The 24,785-nt window shown below is 70.8% G+C and carries 30 protein-coding genes; 17 read left to right on the forward strand and 13 right to left on the reverse strand.

The features are described 5' to 3' along the window. Window positions 1-180: 180 nt before the first annotated feature. The 4 genes from ACFFRH_RS04075 to ACFFRH_RS04090 all read left to right on the forward strand — a co-directional run bounded on the left by ACFFRH_RS04075 (window position 181) and on the right by ACFFRH_RS04090 (window position 3,010). Window positions 181-627, forward strand: coding sequence for a cytidine deaminase (locus ACFFRH_RS04075; RefSeq protein ID WP_344743105.1), 447 nt, complete (start codon window positions 181-183; stop codon window positions 625-627). Window positions 628-883: 256 nt separating this feature from the next. Next, entirely contained in the window at window positions 884-1,564 is a 681-nt protein-coding gene (locus ACFFRH_RS04080) for an NADPH-dependent F420 reductase (RefSeq protein ID WP_344743104.1), read from the forward strand. A 506-nt stretch (window positions 1,565-2,070) separates the two neighbouring features. Beyond that, entirely contained in the window at window positions 2,071-2,235 is a 165-nt protein-coding gene (locus ACFFRH_RS04085; RefSeq protein WP_386154323.1) for a hypothetical protein, read from the forward strand. A 139-nt stretch (window positions 2,236-2,374) separates the two neighbouring features. Further along, entirely contained in the window at window positions 2,375-3,010 is a 636-nt protein-coding gene (locus tag ACFFRH_RS04090; RefSeq protein ID WP_344743101.1) for a GNAT family N-acetyltransferase, read from the forward strand. Between the two features lie 38 nt (window positions 3,011-3,048). Here ACFFRH_RS04090 and abc-f read toward each other — a convergent pair whose 3' ends face one another. The 4 genes from abc-f to sigJ all read right to left on the reverse strand — a co-directional run bounded on the left by abc-f (window position 3,049) and on the right by sigJ (window position 7,507). Next, window positions 3,049-4,716: a ribosomal protection-like ABC-F family protein gene (gene abc-f / locus ACFFRH_RS04095; protein WP_386154326.1), complete on the reverse strand. Its 1,668-nt coding sequence runs from the start codon at window positions 4,714-4,716 to the stop codon at window positions 3,049-3,051. 464 nt (window positions 4,717-5,180) lie between these two features. Then, window positions 5,181-5,627 carry a phospholipase gene (locus ACFFRH_RS04100; protein WP_344743099.1) on the reverse strand — a complete coding sequence of 149 codons (447 nt, stop codon included), beginning with the start codon at window positions 5,625-5,627 and terminating at the stop codon, window positions 5,181-5,183. Between the two features lie 364 nt (window positions 5,628-5,991). Further along, a complete protein-coding gene (locus ACFFRH_RS04105; RefSeq protein WP_344743098.1) occupies window positions 5,992-6,348 on the reverse strand; it encodes a hypothetical protein in 357 nt (118 codons plus the stop codon). A 205-nt stretch (window positions 6,349-6,553) separates the two neighbouring features. Next, on the reverse strand, window positions 6,554-7,507 hold the full coding sequence (gene sigJ / locus ACFFRH_RS04110; RefSeq protein ID WP_344743097.1) for an RNA polymerase sigma factor SigJ: 954 nt from the start codon (window positions 7,505-7,507) through the stop codon (window positions 6,554-6,556). Between the two features lie 294 nt (window positions 7,508-7,801). On the opposite strand from sigJ, the gene ACFFRH_RS04115 reads away from it, so the two are divergent. From ACFFRH_RS04115 to ACFFRH_RS04125, 3 genes are all read left to right on the forward strand, one after another. Further along, window positions 7,802-8,308, forward strand: a complete 507-nt coding sequence (locus tag ACFFRH_RS04115) for a carboxymuconolactone decarboxylase family protein (RefSeq protein WP_344743096.1) — start codon at window positions 7,802-7,804, stop codon at window positions 8,306-8,308. A 353-nt stretch (window positions 8,309-8,661) separates the two neighbouring features. Continuing rightward, window positions 8,662-10,164 carry a CehA/McbA family metallohydrolase domain-containing protein gene (locus ACFFRH_RS04120; RefSeq protein ID WP_344743095.1) on the forward strand — a complete coding sequence of 501 codons (1,503 nt, stop codon included), beginning with the start codon at window positions 8,662-8,664 and terminating at the stop codon, window positions 10,162-10,164. A gap of 296 nt (window positions 10,165-10,460) precedes the next feature. Continuing rightward, on the forward strand, window positions 10,461-10,910 hold the full coding sequence (locus ACFFRH_RS04125) for a phosphatase domain-containing protein (protein ID WP_344743093.1): 450 nt from the start codon (window positions 10,461-10,463) through the stop codon (window positions 10,908-10,910). Between the two features lie 89 nt (window positions 10,911-10,999). Here ACFFRH_RS04125 and ACFFRH_RS04130 read toward each other — a convergent pair whose 3' ends face one another. From ACFFRH_RS04130 to ACFFRH_RS04150, 5 genes are all read right to left on the reverse strand, one after another. Continuing rightward, window positions 11,000-11,128, reverse strand: coding sequence for a hypothetical protein (locus ACFFRH_RS04130; protein ID WP_386154333.1), 129 nt, complete (start codon window positions 11,126-11,128; stop codon window positions 11,000-11,002). A gap of 39 nt (window positions 11,129-11,167) precedes the next feature. After that, window positions 11,168-11,347 (reverse strand): hypothetical protein, encoded by a 180-nt coding sequence (locus ACFFRH_RS04135; protein WP_386154336.1) that lies wholly within the window; start codon window positions 11,345-11,347, stop codon window positions 11,168-11,170. 200 nt (window positions 11,348-11,547) lie between these two features. Then, window positions 11,548-12,804 (reverse strand): Dyp-type peroxidase, encoded by a 1,257-nt coding sequence (locus ACFFRH_RS04140; RefSeq protein WP_344743090.1) that lies wholly within the window; start codon window positions 12,802-12,804, stop codon window positions 11,548-11,550. Between the two features lie 28 nt (window positions 12,805-12,832). Further along, on the reverse strand, window positions 12,833-13,540 hold the full coding sequence (locus tag ACFFRH_RS04145) for a copper chaperone PCu(A)C (protein WP_344743089.1): 708 nt from the start codon (window positions 13,538-13,540) through the stop codon (window positions 12,833-12,835). Window positions 13,541-13,733: 193 nt separating this feature from the next. Continuing rightward, entirely contained in the window at window positions 13,734-14,300 is a 567-nt protein-coding gene (locus ACFFRH_RS04150; protein ID WP_344743088.1) for an MFS transporter, read from the reverse strand. Window positions 14,301-14,618: 318 nt separating this feature from the next. Here ACFFRH_RS04150 and ACFFRH_RS04155 point away from each other — a divergent pair, with 318 nt between their 5' ends. From ACFFRH_RS04155 to ACFFRH_RS04165, 3 genes are all read left to right on the forward strand, one after another. Next, window positions 14,619-15,311 (forward strand): DUF998 domain-containing protein, encoded by a 693-nt coding sequence (locus ACFFRH_RS04155; protein WP_344743086.1) that lies wholly within the window; start codon window positions 14,619-14,621, stop codon window positions 15,309-15,311. Between the two features lie 52 nt (window positions 15,312-15,363). Next, the gene (locus ACFFRH_RS04160) at window positions 15,364-15,738 is read left to right on the forward strand and encodes a YciI family protein (RefSeq protein WP_344743085.1); all 375 of its coding nucleotides are present in this window, start codon (window positions 15,364-15,366) and stop codon (window positions 15,736-15,738) included. Window positions 15,739-16,100: 362 nt separating this feature from the next. Further along, window positions 16,101-17,360, forward strand: a complete 1,260-nt coding sequence (locus ACFFRH_RS04165; RefSeq protein WP_344743083.1) for an RNA polymerase sigma factor — start codon at window positions 16,101-16,103, stop codon at window positions 17,358-17,360. Between the two features lie 81 nt (window positions 17,361-17,441). Here ACFFRH_RS04165 and ACFFRH_RS04170 read toward each other — a convergent pair whose 3' ends face one another. Further along, window positions 17,442-17,951, reverse strand: a complete 510-nt coding sequence (locus ACFFRH_RS04170; RefSeq protein ID WP_344743082.1) for a winged helix-turn-helix transcriptional regulator — start codon at window positions 17,949-17,951, stop codon at window positions 17,442-17,444. Window positions 17,952-18,048: 97 nt separating this feature from the next. Here ACFFRH_RS04170 and ACFFRH_RS04175 point away from each other — a divergent pair, with 97 nt between their 5' ends. From ACFFRH_RS04175 to ACFFRH_RS04185, 3 genes are all read left to right on the forward strand, one after another. Beyond that, window positions 18,049-18,735, forward strand: coding sequence for a DUF899 domain-containing protein (locus tag ACFFRH_RS04175; RefSeq protein ID WP_344743080.1), 687 nt, complete (start codon window positions 18,049-18,051; stop codon window positions 18,733-18,735). A gap of 61 nt (window positions 18,736-18,796) precedes the next feature. Then, entirely contained in the window at window positions 18,797-19,318 is a 522-nt protein-coding gene (locus tag ACFFRH_RS04180; protein ID WP_344743079.1) for a pyridoxamine 5'-phosphate oxidase family protein, read from the forward strand. 460 nt (window positions 19,319-19,778) lie between these two features. After that, on the forward strand, window positions 19,779-20,063 hold the full coding sequence (locus tag ACFFRH_RS04185) for a YiaA/YiaB family inner membrane protein (RefSeq protein ID WP_344743078.1): 285 nt from the start codon (window positions 19,779-19,781) through the stop codon (window positions 20,061-20,063). Window positions 20,064-20,137: 74 nt separating this feature from the next. Here the strand turns inward: ACFFRH_RS04185 and ACFFRH_RS04190 are convergent, their stop codons facing one another. Continuing rightward, window positions 20,138-20,467, reverse strand: coding sequence for a Rossmann-fold NAD(P)-binding domain-containing protein (locus tag ACFFRH_RS04190; RefSeq protein WP_344743077.1), 330 nt, complete (start codon window positions 20,465-20,467; stop codon window positions 20,138-20,140). Between the two features lie 188 nt (window positions 20,468-20,655). Here ACFFRH_RS04190 and ACFFRH_RS04195 point away from each other — a divergent pair, with 188 nt between their 5' ends. The 3 genes from ACFFRH_RS04195 (at window position 20,656) to ACFFRH_RS04205 (ending at window position 22,458) form a co-directional block, all read left to right on the forward strand. Further along, window positions 20,656-21,207, forward strand: a complete 552-nt coding sequence (locus tag ACFFRH_RS04195) for a TetR/AcrR family transcriptional regulator (RefSeq protein WP_344743076.1) — start codon at window positions 20,656-20,658, stop codon at window positions 21,205-21,207. A 557-nt stretch (window positions 21,208-21,764) separates the two neighbouring features. Further along, window positions 21,765-22,118: an STAS domain-containing protein gene (locus tag ACFFRH_RS04200; RefSeq protein WP_386154346.1), complete on the forward strand. Its 354-nt coding sequence runs from the start codon at window positions 21,765-21,767 to the stop codon at window positions 22,116-22,118. 142 nt (window positions 22,119-22,260) lie between these two features. Next, the gene (locus tag ACFFRH_RS04205; protein WP_344743074.1) at window positions 22,261-22,458 is read left to right on the forward strand and encodes a hypothetical protein; all 198 of its coding nucleotides are present in this window, start codon (window positions 22,261-22,263) and stop codon (window positions 22,456-22,458) included. Between the two features lie 146 nt (window positions 22,459-22,604). Here ACFFRH_RS04205 and ACFFRH_RS04210 read toward each other — a convergent pair whose 3' ends face one another. Next, window positions 22,605-23,087: a MarR family winged helix-turn-helix transcriptional regulator gene (locus tag ACFFRH_RS04210; protein WP_344743073.1), complete on the reverse strand. Its 483-nt coding sequence runs from the start codon at window positions 23,085-23,087 to the stop codon at window positions 22,605-22,607. Window positions 23,088-23,238: 151 nt separating this feature from the next. On the opposite strand from ACFFRH_RS04210, the gene ACFFRH_RS04215 reads away from it, so the two are divergent. Continuing rightward, on the forward strand, window positions 23,239-23,682 hold the full coding sequence (locus ACFFRH_RS04215; protein ID WP_344743071.1) for an HGxxPAAW family protein: 444 nt from the start codon (window positions 23,239-23,241) through the stop codon (window positions 23,680-23,682). A 515-nt stretch (window positions 23,683-24,197) separates the two neighbouring features. Here the strand turns inward: ACFFRH_RS04215 and ACFFRH_RS04220 are convergent. Next, window positions 24,198-24,770, reverse strand: a complete 573-nt coding sequence (locus tag ACFFRH_RS04220; protein WP_344743070.1) for a hypothetical protein — start codon at window positions 24,768-24,770, stop codon at window positions 24,198-24,200. Window positions 24,771-24,785: the final 15 nt, after the last annotated feature.

Below are 24,785 nucleotides of genomic sequence, written 5' to 3' on the forward strand. Positions count from 1 at the left end.
GCCGACCGAGCGGGCATGGGAGCGGGAGCACATCGCAGCGGGAGCACATCGCGGCGGGAGCACATCGCGGCGGCGGCCGAGGATCGCACCCTGATCGCGCGACACGCATGACGTCGTCACCCATTCCGTCGGACCGATGGCGGTGCGGGCCGAGGGACGGTGGTGTGCCACGATTCCCACATGCAGCTCGATCAGAATCTTGTCGACGCGGCCATCGCGCAAATGGATCGGCGATGGCCTCCCGGGGAGCAGGGGGGCGCCGCGGCCGTCTACCTGGATGACGGGCACATCCTCACCAGCGTCGGCCTGGACAACCTCAACGGCGGGGTGTCCCTGTGTCACGAGACCGGCGCCATCTGCCAGGCCTACACTCTCGACAAGAAGATCACCGCCTCCGTGTGCGTGTACCGGGACCCCGGACGCGAGCGCGTCCTCGTCCTTCCTCCGTGCGGCATCTGCCAGGAACGTCTGGCCCTGTGGGGGCCTGATGTCCAGGTCGGTGTGCCCGACGACTCCAGCGCCACAGGATGGGGCGCTCGCACCCTTCGCGACGTGAACCCGTTCTACTGGGGATCGCAGTTCACCGAGGACGGGGCCTGGCCCGCCCCTGAGGTCCACTACTCCTGACCGGCGCGGTACGGCCCTCAGGGGCCGTGATCCCGGCCGGCGCGCCTGACCGGACTGCGGTCGTCGTGCCGTCGGCGGGAGACCCGACCTGCCCGGACATCCTCCGTTTTCTCAGCTCGGAACGGCAGGGCGAGCAGATGGTCCCCGAGACGACAGAGGAAAAGACCGTCAAGTCGTCCGCGGTGGCCGGAACCGCGGGCTCGGCCGCGGGAGGCGGCGGGGAATGCCGGGTACGGCGCGGAAGTTGGTGGTTGTCATGACAACCATTGGACTCATCGGCAGCGGAAACATCGGCGGCACGGTCGCCCGGCTCGCCGTCGCGGCGGGCTATGACGTGGTGCTGAGCAACTCACGCGGCCCCCACACACTGAAGGAACTGGTCGACGAGCTCGGGCCGAGGGCCAGTGCCGCGATCTCCGCCGAGGCCGCCGAGGCCGGTGACCTGGTGGTGGTCAGCGTCCCGCTCCGGGCTTATCTCGACGTACCGGTGGAGCCGCTCGCCGGCAAGACCGTCCTCGACACCAACAACTACTATCCCCAGCGGGACGGGACCTTCCCGGAGCTCGACGCCGGATCCACCACGTCCAGCGAGCTGCTGCAGCGGCACCTGACGGCGTCAAAGGTCGTCAAGGTCTTCAACAACATCTACTTCGAGCACCTGCGGGCGCTGGCCCGGCCCCCCGGCGCGGCGGACCGCAGTGCCCTGGCGATCGCGGGCGACGACGTCGGCGCGAAGGGGGAGGCGACCGCGTTCCTCGACCGGATCGGCTACGACACCGTCGACGCGGGAGCACTCGCGGACGGGTGGCGTTTCCAGCCGGGAACCCCCGCGTACGGCTTCGTCTACGCGGGTGGGATCGAGAACTTCTGGGAGTCTCCGGGAGTGCCCTTCGACGGCGCGGCGCTCCGCGCGAAGCTGGCCGAGGCCCGGCGCTGACACCCGGGCCGGCCGGGGCATCAGCGCGCCGACCTGCCCTTCGGCGGCGCGGGCCCGGTCCTCGCTGCTCTCTTCGGGCCGGGCCGGGCCGGACCAAGCCGGGCCAAGCCGAGGCGGGGCAGGGCAGGGCAGGGCGCCGAGCGCCGCCGCCCGCAACGGTCGTCACCCGGCCGGAGCGGCTCAGACCCGTCTCCCGATCCGCTGTCTTCCGGCCGTTGCGTCGAGCACGGCGGCGGGCACGACGAGCGCCTCGGAAGATGACCGAGCGCGTACCCCGTGATGCGGGGCGCTCGATCGCCGCGGCGCCCGCGAGCGCAGGAGGAGCAGCACTATGTCGGGGGAAACCGCCCAGGAGGTACGGTGCCGGGGAGGAGGGCAGACGCCATATGGCAGATGAGCGGATTACGACAATCGGCAGATGCTACGTATGCAAGCGCACCTTCGGTTTCATCCCGGCGAGCGTCACGACAGTCACGATCGACCCCCAGACCGGCCTTCCTCCCGGTATGACGGTGCTGGCCACCTTCCGCGAACCGACACCGGAGGCGACGGCCAGATCGGTCCAGGAGCCCGTCTGTCCCGACTGCCTGGACAGGGCGAAGCAGTTCCTGGAACTCACCCGGTCGCCCGCTCCTCCCTTCGAGAAGTGGCACAACCCTGACCGCGGCTGACCACCCGGCCGGACCTGTGACAATCCCCCGGACAGCCGGGTAACCACACAACCGGGTAACCACACAGCCGGATCCCCGTCGCCCCTCGTCGAGTGGAAATCCCGTGGCGGTCCCGGCCGCCGGTGGTGAGGATTCCGGCATGCGTATCTTCCTGGAGACCGACCGGCTCGTGCTCCGCGCGTTCACCGAGGCCGACGCGGACCACCTGCTCGCGCTGGACGACGACCCCGACGTCATGCGCTTCATCAACGGCGGCCGCCCCGCGAGCCGCGTGGCGATCCGGACGCACACCTTGCCGCGCCTCCTCCACGACCACCCGTGCTTCGGCACCCGCGGCTACTGGGCGGCTGAGGAGAGGACCACCGGCACCTTCCTGGGCTGGTTCGAGTTCCGGCCGCTGGCCGACCACAGCCCCGCCGTGGCCGAACTCGGTTACCGGCTGAACAGGGCCGCCTGGGGCGTCGGCCATGCCACGGAGGGATCGCTCGCCCTGGTCGACAAGGGATTCACGGACCTCGGGGTGGAACGAGTGACCGCGAACACCATGGCCGTCAACACGCGATCCCGGCGCGTGATGGAGAAGGCCGGCCTGTCGTTCGTCCGCAGCTTCACCGAGGACTGGCCGGAGGCGATCGAGGGCTCCCAGCACGGCGAGGTCGAGTACGAACTCACCCGGGCCGACTGGGAGCGGCGCCGGCAGGCGTCGGTGTCGAGACAGAGCTCCGCGAACGCGTACCGCGGGGCCTTCAGCTCCAGCTTCCCGCCGAGGTCGTGAACGAATGCCTCCCGGCCCGCTCGTACGCCACGGCGAGGTCATCCGCGCCCGAAGCCGTCCCCGGGTGCCTCGGTCGCCGTCGGGGCTCCCGTCTCCAGCAGCCGGCCCTCGGAGAGCCGTAGCCAGCGGTCGATCTTGATCTCCGCGAGGAAGCGCTCGTCGTGGCTGACCACCACGAACGCACCCTCGTAGGCGCTGAGCGCGCTCTCCAGCTGGCCGACGCTGACCAGGTCGAGGTTGTTGGTGGGCTCGTCCAGCAGCAGCAGCTGGGGCGCCGGTTCCGCGTACAGCACGCAGGCCAGGGTGGCGCGCAGCCGCTCACCGCCGGACAGCGCTCCGACCGGCAGGTGAACGCGGGAGCCGCGGAACAGGAAGCGGGCGAGCAGGTTCATCCGGTCGGCCTGCGGCATCCCCGGGGCGAACTCGGCCAGGTTCTCCGCCACGGTCCGGCCGAGGTCGAGCAGGTCCAGCCGCTGGGACAGGTAGGCGACCCGGCCGTCGGCCCGCCTGGCCTGGCCGCCCTCCGGTTCCAGGTCGCCGTTGACCAGGCGCAGCAGGGTGGATTTGCCGGCGCCGTTGGGGCCGGTCAGCGCGATCCGCTCCGGCCCCCGGATCGTCAGGTCGGCGCCCTCTCCCGCGAACAGGGCCCGCTCACCGTAGCGGACCTGCATCCCCTCACCGAGGAAGACCGTGCGTCCGGCAGGGACGTTGGTCCCGGGCAGTTCCAGCGTGATCTTCTGCTCGTCGCGCAGGGCGCGGCCCGCCTCGTCGAGCCGGGCCTTGGCGTCGCTGACCCGCGCGGCGTGCATCTCGTTCGCCTTGCCCGCCGACTCCTGGGCGTCGCGTTTCATCGTCCCGGCGAAGATCTTCGGCAGCCCGGCGTCCTTGAGGTTGCGGGCGGCGTTGCCGGCCCGGCGCGCAGCCCGCTCCCGGGCCTGCTGCATCTCCCGCCTCTCCCGCTTGACCTCCTGCTCGGCGCTGCGGACGTTCTTCTCCGCGACCTCCCGAGCGGCGCGCACGGCCTCCTCGTAGGCGGTGAAGTTCCCGCCGTAGGAGCGGACCTCGCCCCGGTCGAGCTCGGCGATGCGGTCCATCCGGTCCAGCAGCGCCCGGTCGTGACTGACCAGCAGCAGGCAGCCGTTCCAGTCCTCCAGCACGCCGTAGAGCTTGCGGCGCGCGTCCAGGTCCAGGTTGTTGGTCGGTTCGTCGAGCAGCAGGACGTCGGGCCGCTTCAGCAGCTGTGCCGCCAGGCCGAGGGAGATGACCTGGCCGCCGCTGAGGGTCTCCAGGCGCCTGGAGAAGGAGAGCTCCCCGAGGCCGAGCCGGTCCAGCTGGGCACGGGTGCGCTCCTCGATGTCCCAGTCGTTGCCGATCGTGGTGAAGTGCTCCTCGCTCGCGTCCCCGGACTCGATGGCGTCCAGGGCCCTGATCACCGGAGCGATCTCCAGCACCTCGGCCACGTTCAGGTCACCGGTCAGCGGCAGGCTCTGCGGGAGGTAGCCGAGCACGCCCTGGACGGACGCGGTCCCGCCGCCGGGCCGGTACTCGCCGGCGATCAGCTTGAGCAGGGTGCTCTTGCCGGCTCCGTTCGGGGCGACGAGGCCCGTACGGCCGCCGCCCACGGTGAAGGAGAGATCCTGGAAGACCGGGGTGTCGTCGGGCCAGGAGAAGGAAAGGTTCGAGCAGATGATGAACGCATCGGACATGCGAGAAAACCTCGTGTGGGATGCGGGCGCGCGAAGGCCGCCCAGCCGGGGAACAGGAATCGGTGAAACGACGACAGGGCCACGGCGACAGCGCTTCTACGCGCCGGCCGGTGGCCGATCACTTCCGGTATCACCCGGAGATGTCGTCGTCACCTATCACGTCTGATCTCCCTTTTGCCCTATCACTCGCGGCCCCATCATATGGGATGTGACGGGGAGGGTGAGCAAGATCCCCCTACGGAGCGTGCGCGCGCCGACCGGGGATCCGGCCACGCCCCGGGGTGGTTCCAAGGCCGTGGCCGCCGACCGGCACGAACCCGACCGGCACGAACCCGGGTGAGCGCGAACCCGGGCAAGCGCGAAGCCGGGCCGGTACGAGACCGGCCCGGCATACGTCGGCAGGAGATCAACGAGAGATCAGCGGGACGCGACGATCCCTCGTCCGCGAGGAGCAGCGGGACGGATCACACCCCCGCGTCCTGGTTGGCCCGTTCCGCGGCCTGGCGGATCCGCTCGATCTGCGCCCCGGTGACGTTGAGGGTGCCGAATTCCTTGACCGCCTGGTAGTAGGTCCAGGCGAGGCTGTTGCAGGTGCCCCTGGGGATGGTGGAGTATCCCGCGCAGACCTGCTTCATGTCGAAGTAGAACGCGTCGTCGATGCGCGCCTTGTTCGCCGGGAACTGACTCACCGCCTTGTAATTGCGGTAGCCGAAGTCGTGGCGCCGGCACGGCATTCTGAAGTCGAAGCCGAGCGGCTGGTCGGGGCTGCTCGAACACAGATCGGTCGACCAGTCGAAGGCGTAGTCCCCCCAGGCACCCTGGTTCTGCCAGGCGGACAGCCAGCTGGCGGCGCTGGCCGCCGTGGGCTGGCTGAAACTCGAAAGTGCGGCGAGCTTTTGCTCCAGTGTCACCGCGTGGGCGGGCGGCGTTAACCCGAGCAATGCGAGGAGAGAGAGGGCTACGGTTGCGAGGGCGCGTTTGACCATGGACTCTGCCTTTGTCCGGGGGGTGACCTCTCGCGGCAGGAGTCTGCCACGGCCTAACAATGAGGCGAAATATCCGGTGACGCCGGAACAGATCTTCGTCAACATCGGCGCCGATATTCGTAAACGGCAGCTCTTTACAATGTTTACAAACTCAAGTAAAAGCTGTTTTCGGCTTCGCGCGGGCGAGTGGCCGTCCCCTCCGCGGAGAGGACTGACCGCGATCGCCGGGTCGTCGTCACGTCCGGCCCACAGGCGATGACCAGGACGGCCGGGTGCCGCGTGGACGTCGTCACCCCTGCGCCCTGCGGCGGCCCGCCGAGACCTGGCTGAGCTGGAGGACGCTCAGGCCGAACAACAGCACGCCCAACGGGACGTGCAGGGTCTTCACCTGCGCGATGCCCAGCGCTATCTGCGCCAGTACGAGCCCCAGGAACCCGGCCGCGTACAGGATGGGCCTGGGCGAACCGCCACCGGGACGCCACAGCAGGATCGCGATGACCAGGTGCGACACCGCCACGGTGAACACCCCGTACGCCGAGACGCTGTGCAGCGTTCGTCCGCCGGGCGAGGACAGCAACAGTCCTGCGGTGATCGGTGCGGCGAAGAGGGCCAGGGTCTGCAGGGTGACCGCGACACGCAGGAACACGGGTGTCTCCTTGACTGCTACGGGACGGGTGAAGATGGCGACGACGGCCGACGAGCCGATCGGCGCGGCCCTCCTCGTCGTGCTCGGGTCGAGAGGGTCGGGAGGGTCGGGAGGGTCGAGAGGACCAGAAGAATCGGGAGGATCGGGACCCCGGCCGGGCGTGTCGCGCGCGTGGCGCAGCGGCTTCGGCCGCGTCCGGCCGCTCCTAGTGCTGTTGCCCCACGGTCCAGGGCCGGAGCTTCTCGGGGTTGCGTACCGCCCAGATGCGCGTGATCCGGTCGTCCGCGACATGGAACGCCATCACCGTCACGGTGACGCCGTCCCGCTGGGCCACGAGGCCGGGCTGGCCGTTGACCGTGCGCTCCAGGATCGTCAGGCTGGGCACCATGTCGACGATGTCGACGGCGTAGCGCGCGATCCTCTCGCGGCCCTCGACCGGGCGGAGCACCGCGCTGACCAGGCCGCCGCCGTCGGTGACCGCCGTGGCGCCGGGGGCGAGCAGGCCGATGAGGGCGTTGATGTCCTTGGCCTCCCAGGCCAGCTTGAAGTCCCTGACGATTTCGGCCTGCTGGGCCGTGGGAGTCGCGGGAGCCCGCGAGGCGCGGATGCGGCGGCGGGCCGAGGAGGCCAGCTGGCGACAGGCCGCCGGGGTACGGCCGACGATCTCGGCCACCTCCGCGAAGGGGTAGCGGAAGACGTCGTGCAGGACGAACGCGACGCGCTCGGCCGGGGTCATCGATTCGAGCACGACGAGGAAGGCCATGTTGATCGACTCGTCGAGAGTGACCCGGTCGGCCGGGTCCGCCGGGTCCGCCGTGGTGCCGCCCGGCCGCCCGTTGATCCACTCGGTGCGATCGGGCAGCGGCTCGGGAATCCACTCACCCACGTAGCGCTCGCGACGGGCCCGTGCCGAGCCGAGCAGGTCCAGGCAGACGCGGCTGGCGACCGTCGTCAGCCAGCCGCCCGGGGACTCGACGGCCTCCCGCCGCTGCCGGGACATGGCGTACCAGCGGGCGTAGGTCTCCTGGACGACGTCCTCGGCATCGGCCAGGGAGCCGAGAAGGCGGTAGGCGAGATTGATCAGCTGACGCCGCTCGCTGACGATCGCGCTCAGGCCCGGATCGAGCCGGTCGTCTCCCGGCCCGGATGGGGTGGTCATGGTGTCGTCGGCTCCCTCGGTCGCGGCTGCCCTCACCCGTTCGACGAGACAGCGCCCCGAACTGTGAGGCGGCGCGCCGCCTCACATTCCCGGCGGTCGTGTCGTCGGACTCCTGAGACACCGTCCAGCACGCGAGAAGGCCCGGCGACCCCGGGCCGTACGCGGATCGCCGTCGAGAACCCGCGCCGGGACGTGTGGCCGTCCCCGTGGGCGGCCACTTCGTGACGGCGGTCCCGCCCCACCGGGTCGCGAGCCTTGAGAGCACCGCTGATATCGAGAGAGGAAGACCTCGTGATGTCCACATCCACGACGACCGAGCAGAACGACCTCCGGTCACGTCTGCCCGACCCCGCCCAGTTCTTTCCCGAGGCGGCGACGATCGCCGGGGCGATGGCCAAGGCCACCCTGAACGGTTCGATCCCGCGGACCACCGTCGGCCTGGTGCAACTCCGCGCCGGGCAGATCGCCGGCAGCACCTACCACACCGTCCGGCAGACGGGCGGCCTCCGCGAGGCCGGGGAGACGGAGGAGCGCATCACCGCCGTGGCGTCCTGGCGGGACGCCCCCTACTTCACCGACGCCGAACGGGTCGCGCTGGAGCTCGTGGAGGCCGTCCTCACCCCGAACCCGTCCGGGGAGCGCGTCCCCGACGAGTTGTACGCCAGAGCCTGCGCCCACTACGACGACACGGCGCTCTGGACACTCACCCTGGCGATCGCCCAGATCTGCTTCTTCATCCCCGTCGCTCTCATCGCCAAGCCGATCCCCGGCGAGGCTCCGGGGAAGAACTACCGCAGGTAACGCCTGTCGGCCCAGGGTGAGAACACGCGACCGCGCCTCCCCCTGGGCCGTGCCCGGCTCTGCGCCAACTCCGGCGTGCCTCGACCCGAGAGTCCGGCGAAGCCCCGAAACTCCGAAGCCCCACGTGGTCCGGAACCGTCACGGCGCCGCGCGTGGTCCGGAGCCGTCACGGCGCCGCGCGTGGTCCGGAGCCGTCACGGTGCCACGCGGCCGGCGGATGCCACACGGAGATGATTTATAACCTTCTGAGGCAGTTGTTCTTTACTGTCCCGTTCCCTGTTCACGCTGCGTTCAGCACGGCCTTCGAGACTCGCGGATTGGCACCCAACTGCAGATGACCGAAAGGCTTCCTCGTGAAGGACCAGAACATCGAAGACCCCGAGCGCTCGTCGCTCTCGCGGCGCCGGTTGGTCAAGTACGCCGGCCTCGGGGCGACGCTCGTCGCCGCGAGCCCGCTGGCGACCGGCAACGCGGCGTGGGCGGAGGAGAACCCCGAGCTCGCGAGCGAGAACCGCGGCAACTCCCGCAACCGGGTGTGGCGCGCCGGTGACCACCACGTGCACTCGGAGTACAGCGGCGAGTTCGACACCTCGACGAACCCGCCGAAGTTCCACAAGGGCGCCGACGCCGTGTACCCGATCGTCACCAACGCGATCATGGCCAAGTATTTCGGCCTGAGCTGGGCGATGTGCACCGACCACGGCGGGCCGACGCACTCGAAGGTGAACCTTGAGCAGGCCTACCCCGACCTGCTGCGCTCGCGTGTCCTCGTGCCCGAGGTCCTCCAGTTCTGGGGGATGGAGTTCGACGCCCCGGCGCTGGACCACCACACGCTGATGATTCCCCACCACTCCGATGAGGCGCAGCAGCTGTTCGAGCTGGAGAGCCGCTTCGCCAAGCACGACGCGTTCCCCGCCGACCCCGGCCGCGACACCGAGGCCAAGATGGTGGAGTTCCTGAAGGCCGCGAAGGGCATGCGGCAGAAGCCGCTGGTCATCGCCCACCACGCCTCGCGGTCGGCGCCCGGGCTCGGCGTCTACGGGCAGGACACCCCCCGGGAGTTCCGCAACGGCAACAACGCCGCACCGGAGATCTACGTCGGCTTCGAGGGCGCCCCCGGCCACCAGGCGGGCCCGCTCAACGGCGGCGCGCGCGGAGGGTACGGCAACCACCCGACGTACGGCGGCTTCGACCAGATGACGGCCCGCGTCGGCGGTCTCTGGGACTCGCTGCTCGGTGAGGGCCGGCGCTGGTGGATCACCGCGACCTCGGACTCGCACGTGCACTGGACGCGCGGCGGCTCCGACTTCTGGCCGGGCGAGTACAGCAAGACCCACGTGCTGGCCAGGCAGGACTACGCCGACATCATGGACGGCCTCCGCAACGGGCGGATCTGGGTCGGCACCGGCGACCTGATCACCAGCCTCGACGTCACGGCGAGCACCCAGGGCCGCCAGGCCACCACGGGCGAGACCCTCACCGTGAGCCGCCGCAACCGCACCGACGTCGACATCGAGATCAGGTTCCGGCCGCTGGAGGGCAAGAACGCCAACGGCGACCACCCGGAGGTCCGGCGCGTCGACCTGATCACCGGTCAGATCACCGGCCCGAGCGGCAACCTCGACGCCGACACCAACCCCACCACGAAGGTCGTGGCCCGGTTCGGCCCGCGCGACTGGCGCAGGTCGGGACGCGAGTACGTCATCCGCCACACCCTGCGCGACGTGCAGGGCGACTTCTACGCCCGCGTACGTGGCACGAGCACCGACGAGGCCGAGCCGCTCGCCGACGGCAAGGAGAGCCCCTGGGAAGACCTGTGGTTCTACTCGAACCCGGTCTTCGTCCAGTACCGATAGCCCTCGCCGTCCGGGCGACCCCTACTGACCAGGAGGACCACCTTCACCGTCACGCACGGCCGAAGCGGGCCTGAGGGGGGCGGAGCAGGACTGAAGCGGGCCGGAGCAGGCCGAAGCAGGACTGAAGCGGAGCCGATGAGCCTGCCCTCGTCCCTGGAGCGGACCCGACGGACCTGGCCCTCGTCCCTGGAGGGAACCCGGCGGACCTGGCCCTCGTCCCTCCCGCAGGGCAGACCTGACGGGAGGGACGAGGGTTCCGCCGCGACCGGCCGGCATCCGTGAGCGACAATCACCTCATGACGGCATCACTGACCGGCGCGGTCCGGTTCCCCGACGGTGTCCGGATTCGCGGCCGGGGGCTGCGCGATGCCACCCCCACCGGCCCGGCCCCCGACTTCGCGCTCTATCTCGGTTCGGCACGCCTCCGGCGCCGCCACCAGAGCGCTCTGCCGTGGCCGCACGAATGGATCCGCTGGCCGGACTTCCTGCTGCCCGTGGACCGGCACGCGGCCGCCCGCTCCATCGTCCACCTGCACGACCAGGCGAGGTCGGGGCTCGGCGTCGAGGTCGCCTGCGGCGGCGGGGTCGGCAGGACCGGCACCGTCATGGCCTGCCTGGCCACCCTCACCGGCCTGCCCCCTCGACAGGCCGTCGAGTGGACACGTGAGCACTACCACCACCGCGCGGTCGAGACACCCTGGCAACGGCGGTGGGTGACGTGGTTCTCCATCCACACCGGTACGTGACCCCGCGAGGCACCCGTCCCAGAACATGACCCCGCGAACCGGAAGCCTCGCCCGGTAGCGTCCGGGGGTCGTCCCAGTCCGCGCGTGCGTCACCGGGCGAGCGCGGCATGCGGAGGAAGGGAGTCGGCCATGCCGGGGAGAAGCTCGTACGAGCCGGGAACGTTCTGCTGGGCGGACCCCATGGCGCCCGATCCGGAGACCGCCACGGCTTTCTGCACCGCCCTGTTCCGCTGGAAGGGCGACACCGGCCCCGCCCTCTACGCGGAGTGGCGCACGCCCGGTGGCACGCCCGCCGGGTGGATGACCCGGATGGACGAGCGGTGGCCCGCCGAGACCCCGCCCCGCCGGACGGCCGCCTTCACGGTGTCCGGCTGTGACGCCGTCGCGACGCGCGCCGCCGAGCTGGGCGGCACGGTGACGGTGGCGCCCCGTGACATCCCGGCGGGACGGTTCGCACTGCTCGAAGGCCCTCAGGGCGGTCGCTTCCCGGTCATCCAGCCTGAGCCGCTGACCGGTTCCCGGTGGTTCGAGGAACGGGCTCTCCGGGTCCGGGGAGGCCCGCGGAACGCGGGACGGCCGCCGTACGCCCGTGACGGCCGTGGGCATCACGGGTGTCACGGGCGTACGGCGGCCCCTGTCACGCGAGGAGGCTGTCCCCGATCCAGCCGTTGGGGGAGCAGCCCGGCGGGATGGCGAAGACGGCCGAACCGATCGGGGTCGTCCACTCGTTGAGCAGGTCGGCCTCGGCCAGCCTGCGCTGGATCGGGACGAACTGCCGGGAGACGTCGGCCTGGTAGGAGGCGAACAGCAGCCCGGAGTCGGCGTGCCCTTCCGGGGTGAGCCCCTCGTCGTAGTTGTAGACCCTGCGCAGGATCCGCAGGTTCGGGTCGGCGACATGGGCCCGGCGGATGTGGGCCTGCTCGGAGATGACGGGGAAGCCGATCGCGTTGAGCTTCTCGAAGTCGGCCACGTCATGCTCGTCGCGCCCGGTGAGCGGGGCGCCGTTGTCCAGGCGCCGGCCCACGCTGAACTCCTTGGCCACCCGGTCCACGGCGTCCCAGGTCTCCATCTCCACCCGGATGCGCCGCAGCACCAGCGTGGTGCCCCCGCGCAGCCACTCGGGGCCGTCGCTCACCCACACGGCCCGGTCGAACCCGGGGGCGCCGGGTGCCGGGTTGACGGTCCCGTCGAGCTGGCCCATGACGTTGCGCTGGGTCAGCCCGGCGGGCTGGGTGCCCGCGCCGCGCCGGAAGCCCCGCTGGGTCCAGCGGACCTTCGCGAAGGAGCGGGCGTCCTTGACGATCATGCGCAGGGCGTGGGTCAGGGTGAGGGCGTCGTCGGCGCAGATCTGCAGCAGCAGGTCCCCGCCGCTCCACTCCTTCCTGAGCCTGTCGACCGCGAAGGCGGGCAGCGGCGCCGCCGCCTCCGGACGGCGGTCGGCGAGCCCGGCCGCCGTGAAGAGGCCGGGGCCGAACCCGAAGGTCACGGTGAGCCGGGCGGGCAGGACGGCCAGCTCCGGCTCGGTGTCGGCGAGAGCCGGCCTGCCCTGGGTCAGCCGCCGGGCGTCGTCGGTGAGCAGCCGCATCATCCGGACCAGCGCCTCACGGCCGGTGTCCGGCAGCAGATCCAGGCCGACGAACACCCCGTACGTCTGGGGCGCCGTCGCGACCCCGGCCTGGTGGATCCCGTCGAAGGGTTCCGTCGCGGAACCGGCGGGACCGCCGGTTCCGCCGGAACCTCCGGAGACGGGGGACGCCGCCGAGGCGGCCTGGGGATCGGTTCGGGGGGCGACCGGGGGGACAGCCTGGTCGGGGGCGCACCCGGCGAGGGCGCCGACCGCGGTGGCGGCGCCTCCCGCGAGCAGTCCCCTACGGCTGAGTCGGGGTTCCCGCATGGGTTCTTCTCCGTTTCCCGCTTCCCGCTCAGCCGTTGCCCTCGCCCATGTCCATGCCCTTGTCGTCACCCATGTCCATGCCGGGCTGGTAGTCCTCCTTGCCCCCGGCGAAGTCCTTGCCGACCGCGGTGAACTCCATGGTCTTGCCGTCCTTGAGGGTGAGGGTGAAGGGAATCTGCGCGCCGGGCTTCACCGGTTCGGTGATGCCCATCAGCATGATGTGGTCGCCGCCGGGCTGGAGGTGGTGGGTGCCCCTCGCGGGAATCACGATCCCGCCCTCCTTGGGCCGCATGATCATCTTTCCCTTGGAGTCGACGACCTCGTGCAGCTCGATCTTCGGAGACAGCGGCGAGGCGCCGGAGACGACCGTCACCTCGGCGTCGGTGTTGTTGACCAGGGTGCCGAAGGCGGCGCTCATCCCCTTCTTCGCGGTCTTCACCCACGGATCGGTGATCGTCAACCCGGCGGCGGCGGCCGTGGAGGGGGTGGCGGCGGAGGAGGTGGCGGGCGCGGCGACACTCGGGGCGGTGGCCGGTGCCGTACCGCCCTGGGAGCCACACGCGCCCAGGACCATCACGGCCGCGATCAGGACGCCCGCGGGTGCGGTACGGCGGACTACGGCGCGGTTGACTCCGCGACGGCTGATCACGGCGAGGCCGGTTCCGGCGCGGCTGACTCCGTGACGGCTGATCACGGCGAGGTCGGTTCCGGCATGGTTGACACGACGAGCAGACACGTTGACGCCTTTCTTCTGGCCGGACCGGCAGGCCGCGGCGGAACGCCGCCTCGACAGGGCCATGCCGGACACGCGGCCGGGATTGTCACACTGATTCGGTCCGCCGATCGGCCGTAAGGCCGCGTCGGCGCGGGCCCGCGCGTGCGTGCGCGCGGGTTCGGGAACGAGTCACGCCCCCGGGTGACCTGGGCGGTCAGCCGGAGGTGACGGTGACGATCCGGGGAGGGCCGCGCCGGCTGACGACGTGGCGCAACGCGGCCGAGCGGAGGACGCCCGGCTCGATCGCGCCCGCGGTGAGGAAGGACGTGTACGCCGGGGTCACGACCACGACGAGCACGCGGCGCAACCGGGCACCGAGCCGCCGGAGCAGTGCCCACAGCACCGCCTCGCCGCGCGCCAGCCACAGCGCGGTCAGCCCGACGGCCCAGCCGTGCGCCACCAGCATGCCCAGGCCGGGCAGCAACCCCGAGTGGACGTGCCCGATCATCTCGGCCATCTCGGCGGGGGACGCGGCGTGCGCGAGGGAGAACAGCACGTGCACCCCGGCCTGCACGCCCGCGAGCAGCGGCAGGATCACCGCCAGCGTCCGTTCGCGCCCCGAGGCCGCGAGGGCCGCGACGAAGGCGAGCACCAGGGCCACGGTCGCGGTCGGCACGGAGACCGAACCTCCCGCGAGGACGTGCGCCATCACGCTCAGCCCCAGGCAGACCGCGGCGAAGGCGGCCGCGCGGGCGAGGCGGAAGGGCAGCGTCGCGGGCATGATGAGGAAATCATCCCACGCCACCCCGGCGGTACGAAGTCCGGCGCCCACGGCGGTTCGCGCCCGCGCCACCGCCGCGTGTCTCCGAAGCCCCGGGGCGTCTCCCCCGCCGCGGATCGCGATCGCTCCGCCCGCGCCCGCCCACCCGAACCACTGTTCTCGCAGCTCAGAGCGGCAGAGGTCCTTCGGAAGACATCGGCTCAAAAAATCTCGAAAGAAATCCGGCCGCCGTGTCGAATCGGGCCGGGCCCGTTCGAAGCGTAGTCAGAGGGCCGGGAGGAACACGGGAACCGGCCCGGGACACGTGAGGAGAGGGCCATGGTCCAGCAGACGACGAGCACCGCGAACACGGTGACCTGCGACCCGCAGACGAGCGTCACCAGGTCGCTCCTGGGCTACGGCGTCATCGCCGGGCCGGTGTACATCGCGGTGTCCCTCGCCCAGGCGCTGACCCGCGAGGGCTTCGATCTCACCCGCCACGCGTGGAGCATGCTCGCCAACGGCGGCCTCGGCTGGATCCAGATCGCCAACCTCGTCGTCGCCGGACTGGCGAGCATCGCGTGCGCGGTCGGCCTGCGCCGGGCGCTGGCCCCGGGACGCGGCGCGACCTGGGCTCCCCGGCTCGTCGGCGCGTACGGGGTGAGCCTGGTCGGCGCGGGGATCTTCCGGGCGGACCCGGGGATGGGCTTCCCCGCCGGGACGCCCGAGGGCCCGGGACCGGTCAGCTGGCACGGGATGCTCCACTTCGCCTGCGGCGCCGTCGGCTTCCTGTGCGTGATCGTCGCCTGCTTCGTCATCGGCCGCCGGTTCGCCGCGGAGGGCCGTACGAGATGGGCCGTCCTCTCAAGACTCGCCGGTGCGCTGTTCCTCGTGACCTTCGCCGCCATGGCGAGCAGCGGAGGCGCCGTCTGGGCCAACCTGGCCTTCGTCACCGGGATCGTGGTCATCTGGGGCTGGCTCTCGGCCCTCTCGCTCCACCTCTACCGGCGCACCGCGTCCCAGCACGCCTGACCCGACCAGACCGTTCAACAAACCACAGAACACAGGACAAAGGAGATACACGATGCGATACATGGCCACCCTCAAGGTCACCCACCAGCCCGACACCCCGCCGCCCGCCGAGCTGATGGAGGCCATCGCCAAACTCGGCGAGGAGGCCACCAGGGCGGGTGTGCTGCTCGACACCGCCGGGCTGGCGCCGAGCACGCAAGGCGCGCGGATCGAGCTCACCGGCGGCAGGCTGAGCGTCACGGACGGCCCGTTCGCCGAGGCCAAGGAGCTGATCAGCTACGCCGTCTACCAGGTCCGGTCGAAGGAGGAGGCCGTGGAGTGGGCTTCCCGCTTCATGAGGCTCCACCGCGACCACTGGGAGGGCTGGGAGGGCGAGAGCGACCTCCACCGCGTCTTCGGCCCCGAGGACTTCGCCGCCCCCGCGTAGAGCCACCGTCCGAAGCCGTCACTCGAAGCCACGTCCGAAGCCACGTCCGAAACCGTCGCCGCCCCGGCCGAAGTCCCATCGGGACCCCCGGCCGGGGCGTCGCGTTGCACGGCACCCCAGATGCCCAGACGGCCAGGCGGCCAGGCGGCCAGACGCCCGGCTTCACCGGTCTCACGCCTGGGGCACTCGCGTCTCCCCGGCGTCCTCCCCGACTCCGGCCCGGCCCCGCCCCGCTCGTCCAGGAAAGCCCGGGAAGGGCGCCGGGAAGGATCGCCGGAAAGGACGGCCAGGGAGCCGGGAAGGACGCCGGGGAGGGGCAGGGCGGTGTCGCGGGCGGGGACGAAGTGCTTGGATCGGGGAGCATGACGGTTGGGAGCCCTCACCGGGTGGTCGAGGCGGTTTGGCGGATCGAGTCCGCGAGAGTGATCGCGGGGCTCGCCCGGATGGTGCACGACGTGGGACTGGCCGAGGAGCTGGCGCAGGACGCCCTGGTCATCGCGCTGGAGCAGTGGCCCAGGACGGGCGTACCGGACAACCCCGGTGCCTGGCTCATGCTCACCGCCAAGCACCGGGCGATCGACCTGCTGCGCCGCAGGAGCCGGTACGAGCAGAAGCTCGAAGAGGTCGGCCGGGACATGGAGATCCGCCAGGAGTCGGCCGAGGCAGAGCTGGACGACACCCTCGACGATCACATCGGTGACGACGTGCTGCGCCTCCTCTTCACCGCCTGCCACCCCGTACTGTCCACGGAAGGGCGTCTGGCGCTCACCCTGCGCCTGCTCGGCGGCCTGACGACGGAGGAGATCGCGCGCGCCTTCCTGGTGCCCGAGCCGACCGTCGGACAGCGGATCTTCCGGGCCAAGCGCACCCTCACCGAGAAGCGGGTACGGATCGAGATGCCCACCCCGGCCGAGCTGGGCGACCGGCTCTCGTCGGTCCTGGAAGTCGTCTACCTCATCTTCAACGAGGGCTACTCGGCGACCGCCGGTGACGACTGGATGCGTCCCTCGCTCTGCGAGGAGGCGCTGCGCCTGGGCCGGATCCTGGCGGGTCTCATGCCGGGGGAGTCCGAGGTGCACGGCCTCGTCGCCCTGATGGAGATCCAGGCGTCCCGCACGCGCGCCAGGACGGGACCGGGCGGCGAGCCGGTCCTGCTGCTCGACCAGGACCGGGGGCTGTGGGACCGGCTGCTCGTCCGCCGCGGGCTCGACTCGCTCGCCCGCGCCGAGGGGCTCGGCACGCTGGGGCCGTACGGCCTGCAGGCCGCGATCGCCGCCTGCCACGCCCGCGCGCCGTCCGCCGACGACACGGACTGGGAGCGGATGGCCGCCCTGTACCGGGTGCTCGCCCACGTCGCCCCCTCACCCGTGGTGGAGCTGAACCGCGCGGTCGCGGTGGGCATGGCCTACGGCCCGGAGCGCGGCCTGGAGATCGTGGACGGGCTGGTGACGGAGCGCGCGCTCAGGGGCTATCCGCTGCTGGCGGCCGTACGAGGTGATCTGCTGGTGAAGCTGGGCCGCCTCGACGAGGCACGCGAGGAGTTCGAACGGGCCGCCGGGCTCACCCGCAACGAGCGCGAGCGGGCCCTCTTCCTCGCCCGCGCGACCGCCACGGACGGTTGACAGGCCTCGCCACACCGCGAGCAGGGACTCCACCTCACCGGCGACCGGCCGCGTCCGGCGCCCAGGGGGCAGGCGCACGTCTCAGGAGTCAGTGTGTTCGTACCGGTCCGTGCCGGTCCGATCGTGTGAGGCGGCCGGGGGCCCGGCCCCGGGGCCGGGCAGCACGTCGACGTCGGCCGCGCTCATCGGCCGGTCGCACACCGAGCAGCGCAGCTCGACGTGGCTGATCTCGCCACAGGCGTGGTGGCGGTAGAGCACCGGCGGACCGGCCTCGCCCGCCGTCCACCGGTCGCCCCAGCGCACCATCACCAGGAGCAGGTCGCACAGCTCCAGGCCCTTGGCGGTCAGCGTGTACTCGTGGCGGGGTGGCCGGCTCGAATACTCCCGCCGCTCCAGCACATCGTTCTCGACCAGCCACTTGAGCCGCTCGGTGAGCACCTTGCGTGAGATGTCCAGGCTCTGCTGTATCTGGTCGAAACGGCTGATACCGACATAGATGTTCCGCAGGATCAGTGGCGACCACGGCTCCCCGATGACATCCAGCGTGCGGGCGATCGAGCAGGCCATGTCACCGAATCGGGTTCGCTGCATGAGAGCAGTCTAGGCGAGAGGGTTCCCTTAAGGAACGATCCCCTGTTACCGTTTCCCCAGTAAGTTCCTTTAGGGAACTCGTTGGAGGGAGCACGTCATGAACCATCCCCAGGTCGTCTCGGCCCAGGATTGGCGGGCCGCGCGGGAAGCGCTGCTGGTGAAGGAGAAGGAGCACACCCGCGCGCTGGACGCGCTGGCCGCCGAACGGCGCAGGATGCCGATGGTCCGGATCGGAGGAGACGGCGAGGAGGGGGACGGCGGCGGGTACGTGTTCGAGGGCCCGGACGGGCCGGCGAGCCTGGTCGACCTATTCGACGGGCGGCGCCAGCTCATCGTCTACAGCTTCATGTGGCTGGGCGGCGACACCTTCTGTTCGGGGTGTTCGATGTTCACCGACAACATCGGGCACCTGAGCCACCTCCACGCGCGCGACACCTCCCTGGTGCTGGTGTCCCGCGGCCCACTGGCCGAGATCACCCCGTTCAGGGAGCGCATGGGCTGGACGATTCCGTGGTTCTCCTCGCTGGGCAACGACTTCAACGACGACATGGACGCGGGCGACGGGTTCGCGCTGAACGTCTTCCTGCGCGACGGCGACGCCGTCTACCGCACCTACTCCACCGCGGGGCGAGGAGTCGAACGGCTCGGCAGCGGCTGGACCTTCCTCGACCTGACGCCGTTCGGCCGCCAGGAGACCTGGGAGGACTCCCCCGAAGGCCGGCAGCAGACCCAGCCCTACGCGTGGTGGCGCCTGCACGACGAGTACGACAGGCACGAGGTGTGAGCACCACCCGACCGGCCCTCGCCCGGCAGGGGCCGGGGCTCCGAGGACGAGGAGGTCCGCGATGACCGAGACGACCCCCGTCGCCGAACTTCTGTTCGGCGAGGCCGACGCGACGCCGTTCAGCACGGACGAGGCGACGGTCAAACCATGGGACGAGGCGCGGGCGTGCCTGGAGTCCGCGCCGAAGGCCTGGCTCTCGACGGTGTGGCCCGACGGCCGCGCGCACGCCGTACCCGTGCTGCTGGTCTGGGCCGGCGACGCGCCCTGGATCACCACCCGCCCGACGTCCCGCAAGGCCAGGAACCTCGCCGTCAACCCCCACTGCGTCATCACCGTCGCCGGCGAGACGCTCGACCTCGTGGTCGAGGGGAACGCCACCCGGGCACGGGACGAGGACGAGCTCAGGCGGGTGGCCGCCGCCTTCGGGACGAAGTACGAGTGGGAGCTCGCGGTACGCGACGGCTCCGTCCACGAGGACGGCCTTCCCGGCTCCCCGGAATACGGCTTCTACCGGGTCACGCCCACGCGTGCCTTCGGTTACGGCGCGGACGGCAGGACGGCGACACGCTGGCGGTTCGGATGACCAGGGCCGCCCGGCCTCACGCCTGTTCGCGCCCGGCCCGTTCCCCGCGGGAACAGTCCTTGAGCCCGATCGTGTCGTGCAGGCGCACGCCCGTACGCCGGAGCCTGGTCAGGGCGCGGATCACGCCGTGGGGAAGGCGGGCGAGGAGTTCGAACGGGCCACCGGGCTCACCCGCAACGAGCGCGAGCGGGCCCTCTTCCTCGCCCGCGCGACCGCCACCGGCGGTTGACGGGTACCGCCCACCGGCCCCACCGGCCCACCGCTCGGCCAGGGGCCCGGTGCCGCGAGCCGGGGGCCCACGCCCGATGACCCGTCTCACCACCAGGGGCCACCTCACGCCAGGGCCTGTCTCACCGCTGAGAACCCGCCTCGCCTCCGAGGGCCGCAGGCTGTCGTACTCACCGGTAACTAAGTAGCGGCGCTCATGATCCGGGAACGGATCGTCGCGACGATGGTGCGTATGACACGACCGGCGAAAAACACGACGACGACCGCTTTCTACGCGCAGGCCGTCATCTCCTTCGGACTGTCCGTGGCGGCCCTGGGGATCGGTATCGCCTACCTGCCCGTGACCACCTGGGTCCGGTCCTTCATGGGGCTCGGGCTGCTCTACGTGGTGACGTCGACGTTCACGCTCGCCAAGTGCGTCCGGGACCGGAACGAGGAGGCCTCCGTCGTCAGCCGCGTCGACCAGGCCAGGCTGGACAAACTGCTGGCCGAGCACGACCCCTTCAAGAACGACTGACACCCGCACGGACCGCCGGTCGCGCCCGCGCCCGGCGGAGAGCCCTCCGGCGTGGCTCTCGACCAACGCGACTCTCATCCGGAGGACAACGAGCGTCCCGGGCCTGCCGGGGTGGCCGCGTAGTCCTTGAGCTCGATCGTGTCGTGCGGGCGCACGCCCGTACGCCGGAGCCTGGTCAGGGCGCGGATCACGCCGTGGGGAAGGTGGGCGAGCAGCCACGTGCCCCGCAGGGTGGTCCACAGCTGGAACCGGCTGTCCGGCACGAGGGTCCCCGCCATCCTGCGGCCCATCTTCCAGCTGTGTCTCACGTACTCGCCCAGCTCGCTCTCGTACGCGCGGAAGGCCCGCTCGTGGTCGCCGCCGGCCACCGCCAGCTCCCCGGCGAGGACGTAGGCGCCGACCACCGCGAGGCTGGTGTCTTCCCTCCCTCTCAGACCGTTTTACTTAACGGAAGGTAAGTCATCGGGCGTCCTCACACAAGTACTTACCTATCGTTAAGTCAGTCTCCTTCGGCGTGCCGGTACCCTTGGTCCGAGCACGAGGACCCCGGCGCATACGGAAGGTCCGGCGCGAGGACAGGAGAGGGCAACAGGTGGCGAGGCCGTCCGACACCAAGGCGCGCATCCAGGCGGTCGCACGGGAGCTGTTCGCCGAGAAGGGCGTGCAGCAGACGAGTCTGCGCGACATCGCCGACCGGCTCGGGATCACCAAACCCGCGCTCTACTACCACTTCACCTCGCGGGAGGACCTGCTCCTCAGCATCGTCCAGCCGCTGATCGACGACGTCGACGCCTTCCTGGCCGACACGGAGGCGAACGCGCCGCAGAGCCCTCGTGATCTCCTCCAGGGCTACTTCGACATCACCTTCCGGCACCGGGAGGTGACCGTGATGGTGGTACGCGACCTGTCCACCCTGGCCCACCTCGATCTGGGTTCCCGCATGGGCAACTGGCGGCGGCGGCTCATCGCCCTGCTGCTCGGCCCGGATCCCGACCTGGCCGCCCGCGCCCGCGCGGTCGTGGCCATCGGCGGGCTCTCGGACTGCACCGTGGAGTTCGCCGACGTGCCGGCCGCGACCCTCGGCCCCCCGGCGGTGGCCGCCGCGCTGGCGGCACTCGGGTCCGGCCCCCCGGCGACCGGGTGAGGCCCGCGTACGACGAACCGGCCGACGTGGATCCCCCCGAAAGCCCGAAGACCCGAAGGCGCGAAGACCGGCGCACGCCCCGACGGAACCCCCGAGAACCGGCGTCGGTCTCGGCGGAGCCCCAACGAACGGCGCAAGCCCGACGAAAATCCGAGGAACGGCGTCGGTCTCGGCGGAGCCCCGAGAGCCGATGCAAGCCCGACGGAAACCCGAGAACCGACGCACACCCTGACGAAAACCCGAAGATCGACGTGAGTCCCCGCGGAAAGCGGAAATCCGAGGGCCGGAGTGAGCCCCGGCGGAAACCGAGGACTCCCGGAAGACGGATCCGCCGGATCGGAGCCCGGCTGAAAGCGAATTCACCGGGCCGGGCACCGGTGACACGCGGACCCGCCGGTACCGGAAACGTCGGTGACGGCGAACAGGCACCACGGAAACACACCCTGGTGTGGCACACTTTCGACATCGCCACAGCGGCGTCGATCGGTCACACCGCCCGCCCCATTTCAACGGACGCTCCACGGGCCGATGCCCGCGGCCGCCGATCGGAGGTCCATATGGACCTGTCCACGCACGCCCACCCAGACTGGATGGTCTGCGACGTCGCAGGGGAGATCGACATCTTCACCGCCCACGCGCTCCGCGAGCACCTGCTGGCCGCGCTGGGCCGTCCGGGATACCGGCTCCTTCTCGACATGTCCATGGTCACCGCCATGGACCCCAGCGGGGTGGCCGTGCTGCTCTCCACCCTGCGCAGGGCCGTACGGCACGGCGGCACGCTGCGGCTGATCGCGCCGACACCGGTGGTGCGCGGGCTACTGAAGGTCAGCGGGCTGTCGGGAAAGTTCGCCGTCAGCGCCGACCTGGCCGGGGCACGGATCGCGGAGCCGCTGCCCGCCGGCGTCGGGTGAACCTCCGCCCGCACCCGTCGTTCCGGTCCGGGGAGCCCTCCCTCTCGGAAGGCGGAGCGGCTCCAGGCCCACGTAAATTGATTTATTAGTAAAAAGAGCGAGGAAATATCATAAAAGCGTCAAAAGAGTTTAAAGTTAGCTCATGGTGACTCACCGCACGGCGGTCGTGCCGGCAGACGCCGAAACTCCCGGCAAGTGTCTCTGCGGTCATCCGGCCGACTACGTGATCGAAACGCGCTGGTTCTCCGGCAGGCACTCCCGCGATCCGGTCTGCGCGCCCCATGTCACCGAGGTCCTCCAGGGGATCGCGAAGCAGAACGCGCGCCGCGACGGAGGATGAACGTTCGACGGGAACCGGCCGCGAGCTCGCCCGTGCGCCGCACCAGCCCTCCGGGTCGCCCCCTTCATCCGTTCTCCCCTCCCTCCCGAGCGGCGAGCACATAAGGCCGCGGGTACGGCGACCAGGCTCGGACACGACCTCCGGCCTCAGGGAGCCGGAGATTCGCGGATCTCGGCCAGAGAGATCCGCATGGCGTCGGCGGCGCGCGTGAACCAGTCGGAGATGGCGGCCAGCTCCTCCGGACCGTAGCTCTCGAAGAGCTCGGTGAGCCGCCGGTAGGTGGGCTCGTACGCCACCGCGATGCGGGCGGCCGAATCCTTTTCCGGGACGATCCGGACACGACGGCGGTCGTCGGGATCGGGAACGCGCCGGGCGTAACCGGCACCTTCCAGGCGATTGACCACCCCTGTGACGGCCCCCGTGGTGAGACCGGCCAGCTCGGCGAGGCGTCCCGCGGTGAGCGCCTCCTCCCCGGCACCGAGGACGAAGCCCAGACACGTCAGGTCCGTGACGTTGATGCCGAGGCGCTCGGCGAGCGTGTGCTGCCCGACCAGGCTCAACGCGATCAGCTGGTCCATCCGGGCCAGGACCTCCAGCGGCGAGGTGCCTGCGTCCGGCTTGCGTTCCACCACAAACTCTCCTTACCATCTAAGAAACTTAGCTCGTGAGATAAATGATACGGGCGGACTCAACCTAGCGCCCGCCATCCGGCGATCCGCCACGGCCCGCGGAGAGCGGCGAAGGGCGGCGGAGGGCGACGCTCCAGACGGAGGAGACATCGTGGGGATAAGGAAAGACCTCGCGGAGTTGGCGGAGATCCACGAAGAGCACGACATGGGACACACCGTGGCGGGCTGGACCGGCTCGATCGTCTGCATCACCGGCTTCGCGATCTCCGGGGTGGCGATGGTGGCCGCCAGCGTCCCCTTCTTCTGGATCGGCGCGGGGGTCGTGGTCCTGGGAGGTGCCCTGGGGTGGCTTCTCCACCAGATGGGCCTCGGCAAGGAGATCGGACCACGCCCGGCGTCCGAACGGGGCATGCGCCGGCGTCCGGCATCGAGAACGCCGAGAACATCGGGAAGGGCGGGAAGGGCGGGGATACCAGGAGAAGCGGCACGATCCCGTACGGAACCTCACCCATCCGCCCGCGCGGCCCAGCCGGTGACGGCGGTCCAGCCGGTGACGTCGGTCCAGATCACCTCGGGCCCGCGGTCCGGCCTCTGATCCGGCCGTCCCGCACGATCCATCCGGCCCCGGTGTCACCGGAGCGCGCAGGCCGGCCCCTCGACCGAGGGGCCGGCCTGCCGGTTTTCCGGCCCCTTCCCGCCCGCGCCGACTCGCTCAGGACCGTCCCGTTCCGGTCTGGCCGGGCCCGGCGGGGTGGGGTGGGGTGGGACTGTCCGCTCAGTACGTGGCCCGTCCCGCGCGGCGGGGACGTCCACCCGATACGGCCCGTCCCGCGCCGTCCGGGGCGAAGGTCCGATGGTCAGGGCTTCGAGCGGGCGACTCTCCCCCGGCCATCCGCCAGATAGGACGAAGTCGCACAAGTACACTGTAATTCCCCGCCACCGGGGCGACCAGAACTGCATACCTGGTAAGACGGAGGGAACGCCCGCCCTGTGAACTGCGGGTCTAAGGAGTCTTTCCATGCCACCCGAAGGTGTGAACACGCTCTCGATATCGGCCGGTGTACGCGGAAGCGCCATCGTGGTCCGGGCGATCGGCGAGCTCGACTACGACTATGCGCCGATCTTCCGGAGAGAGATCATCCGGGCCTGGAGCATAAGCGCCGGCGACTCGCCCTCCGAGCTACCATCCCCCTCGTCGCTCAACTCGGCCCCCGAACTGACGCCCCCGTCGTCGCTCGACCCGCCGTCCGAGCTCTCGGCTTCTTCGCCACTCGAACCACCGTCCGGGTTCCCGGCTTCTTCGCCACTCGAACCACCGTCCGAGTTCCCGGCGTTTCCGGCGGCGTTCTCCGGCCTGCCACCGCTTCTCCCGGAGACACCGTTCCTCTCGGAGACGTCGCTTCTCCCGGAGACGCCGTTCCTCTCGAACGTCCCGCTCGCCTCAGGAGGTCCGCTCCCCTCGGAGCCACCGTCACCGCTGTCGCCCGAGCCGCCTTCCCCGTTCTTTCCCGGGAGTCCGCCTCCCCCCTCCCCGGAAAGCCCGCCGCCCCCGGGAAACCCGCCACCACTCTTCCCCGATGAACCCTCTCCCCTCTCCCCGGACAGACCACCACCGGACGGGCAGCCATCGGACGGACAGCCATCGGACGGACAGCCATCGGACGGACAGCCATCGCTCTCCACGACGGCCTCGCTCTC

Origin of the sequence: Streptosporangium vulgare (assembly GCF_042428775.1) — a bacterium.
Classification (GTDB): Bacteria; Actinomycetota; Actinomycetes; order Streptosporangiales; family Streptosporangiaceae; genus Streptosporangium; species Streptosporangium vulgare.

Excerpts from the sequence above, each read along its gene's own strand:
- ACFFRH_RS04075 (WP_344743105.1), top strand. The coding sequence starts at position 181 with ATGCAGCTCGATCAGAATCTTGTCGACGCGGCCATCGCGCAAATGGAT.
- ACFFRH_RS04080 (WP_344743104.1), top strand. The coding sequence starts at position 884 with ATGACAACCATTGGACTCATCGGCAGCGGAAACATCGGCGGCACGGTC.
- ACFFRH_RS04085 (WP_386154323.1), top strand. The coding sequence starts at position 2,071 with ATGACGGTGCTGGCCACCTTCCGCGAACCGACACCGGAGGCGACGGCC.
- ACFFRH_RS04090 (WP_344743101.1), top strand. The coding sequence starts at position 2,375 with ATGCGTATCTTCCTGGAGACCGACCGGCTCGTGCTCCGCGCGTTCACC.
- abc-f (WP_386154326.1), bottom strand. The coding sequence starts at position 4,716 with ATGTCCGATGCGTTCATCATCTGCTCGAACCTTTCCTTCTCCTGGCCC.
- sigJ (WP_344743097.1), bottom strand. The coding sequence starts at position 7,507 with ATGACCACCCCATCCGGGCCGGGAGACGACCGGCTCGATCCGGGCCTG.
- ACFFRH_RS04115 (WP_344743096.1), top strand. The coding sequence starts at position 7,802 with ATGTCCACATCCACGACGACCGAGCAGAACGACCTCCGGTCACGTCTG.
- ACFFRH_RS04125 (WP_344743093.1), top strand. The coding sequence starts at position 10,461 with ATGACGGCATCACTGACCGGCGCGGTCCGGTTCCCCGACGGTGTCCGG.
- ACFFRH_RS04135 (WP_386154336.1), bottom strand. The coding sequence starts at position 11,347 with ATGTCACGGGGCGCCACCGTCACCGTGCCGCCCAGCTCGGCGGCGCGC.
- ACFFRH_RS04140 (WP_344743090.1), bottom strand. The coding sequence starts at position 12,804 with ATGCGGGAACCCCGACTCAGCCGTAGGGGACTGCTCGCGGGAGGCGCC.
- ACFFRH_RS04150 (WP_344743088.1), bottom strand. The coding sequence starts at position 14,300 with ATGCCCGCGACGCTGCCCTTCCGCCTCGCCCGCGCGGCCGCCTTCGCC.
- ACFFRH_RS04155 (WP_344743086.1), top strand. The coding sequence starts at position 14,619 with ATGGTCCAGCAGACGACGAGCACCGCGAACACGGTGACCTGCGACCCG.
- ACFFRH_RS04160 (WP_344743085.1), top strand. The coding sequence starts at position 15,364 with ATGCGATACATGGCCACCCTCAAGGTCACCCACCAGCCCGACACCCCG.
- ACFFRH_RS04165 (WP_344743083.1), top strand. The coding sequence starts at position 16,101 with ATGACGGTTGGGAGCCCTCACCGGGTGGTCGAGGCGGTTTGGCGGATC.
- ACFFRH_RS04170 (WP_344743082.1), bottom strand. The coding sequence starts at position 17,951 with ATGCAGCGAACCCGATTCGGTGACATGGCCTGCTCGATCGCCCGCACG.
- ACFFRH_RS04175 (WP_344743080.1), top strand. The coding sequence starts at position 18,049 with ATGAACCATCCCCAGGTCGTCTCGGCCCAGGATTGGCGGGCCGCGCGG.
- ACFFRH_RS04180 (WP_344743079.1), top strand. The coding sequence starts at position 18,797 with ATGACCGAGACGACCCCCGTCGCCGAACTTCTGTTCGGCGAGGCCGAC.
- ACFFRH_RS04185 (WP_344743078.1), top strand. The coding sequence starts at position 19,779 with ATGACACGACCGGCGAAAAACACGACGACGACCGCTTTCTACGCGCAG.
- ACFFRH_RS04200 (WP_386154346.1), top strand. The coding sequence starts at position 21,765 with ATGGACCTGTCCACGCACGCCCACCCAGACTGGATGGTCTGCGACGTC.
- ACFFRH_RS04205 (WP_344743074.1), top strand. The coding sequence starts at position 22,261 with ATGGTGACTCACCGCACGGCGGTCGTGCCGGCAGACGCCGAAACTCCC.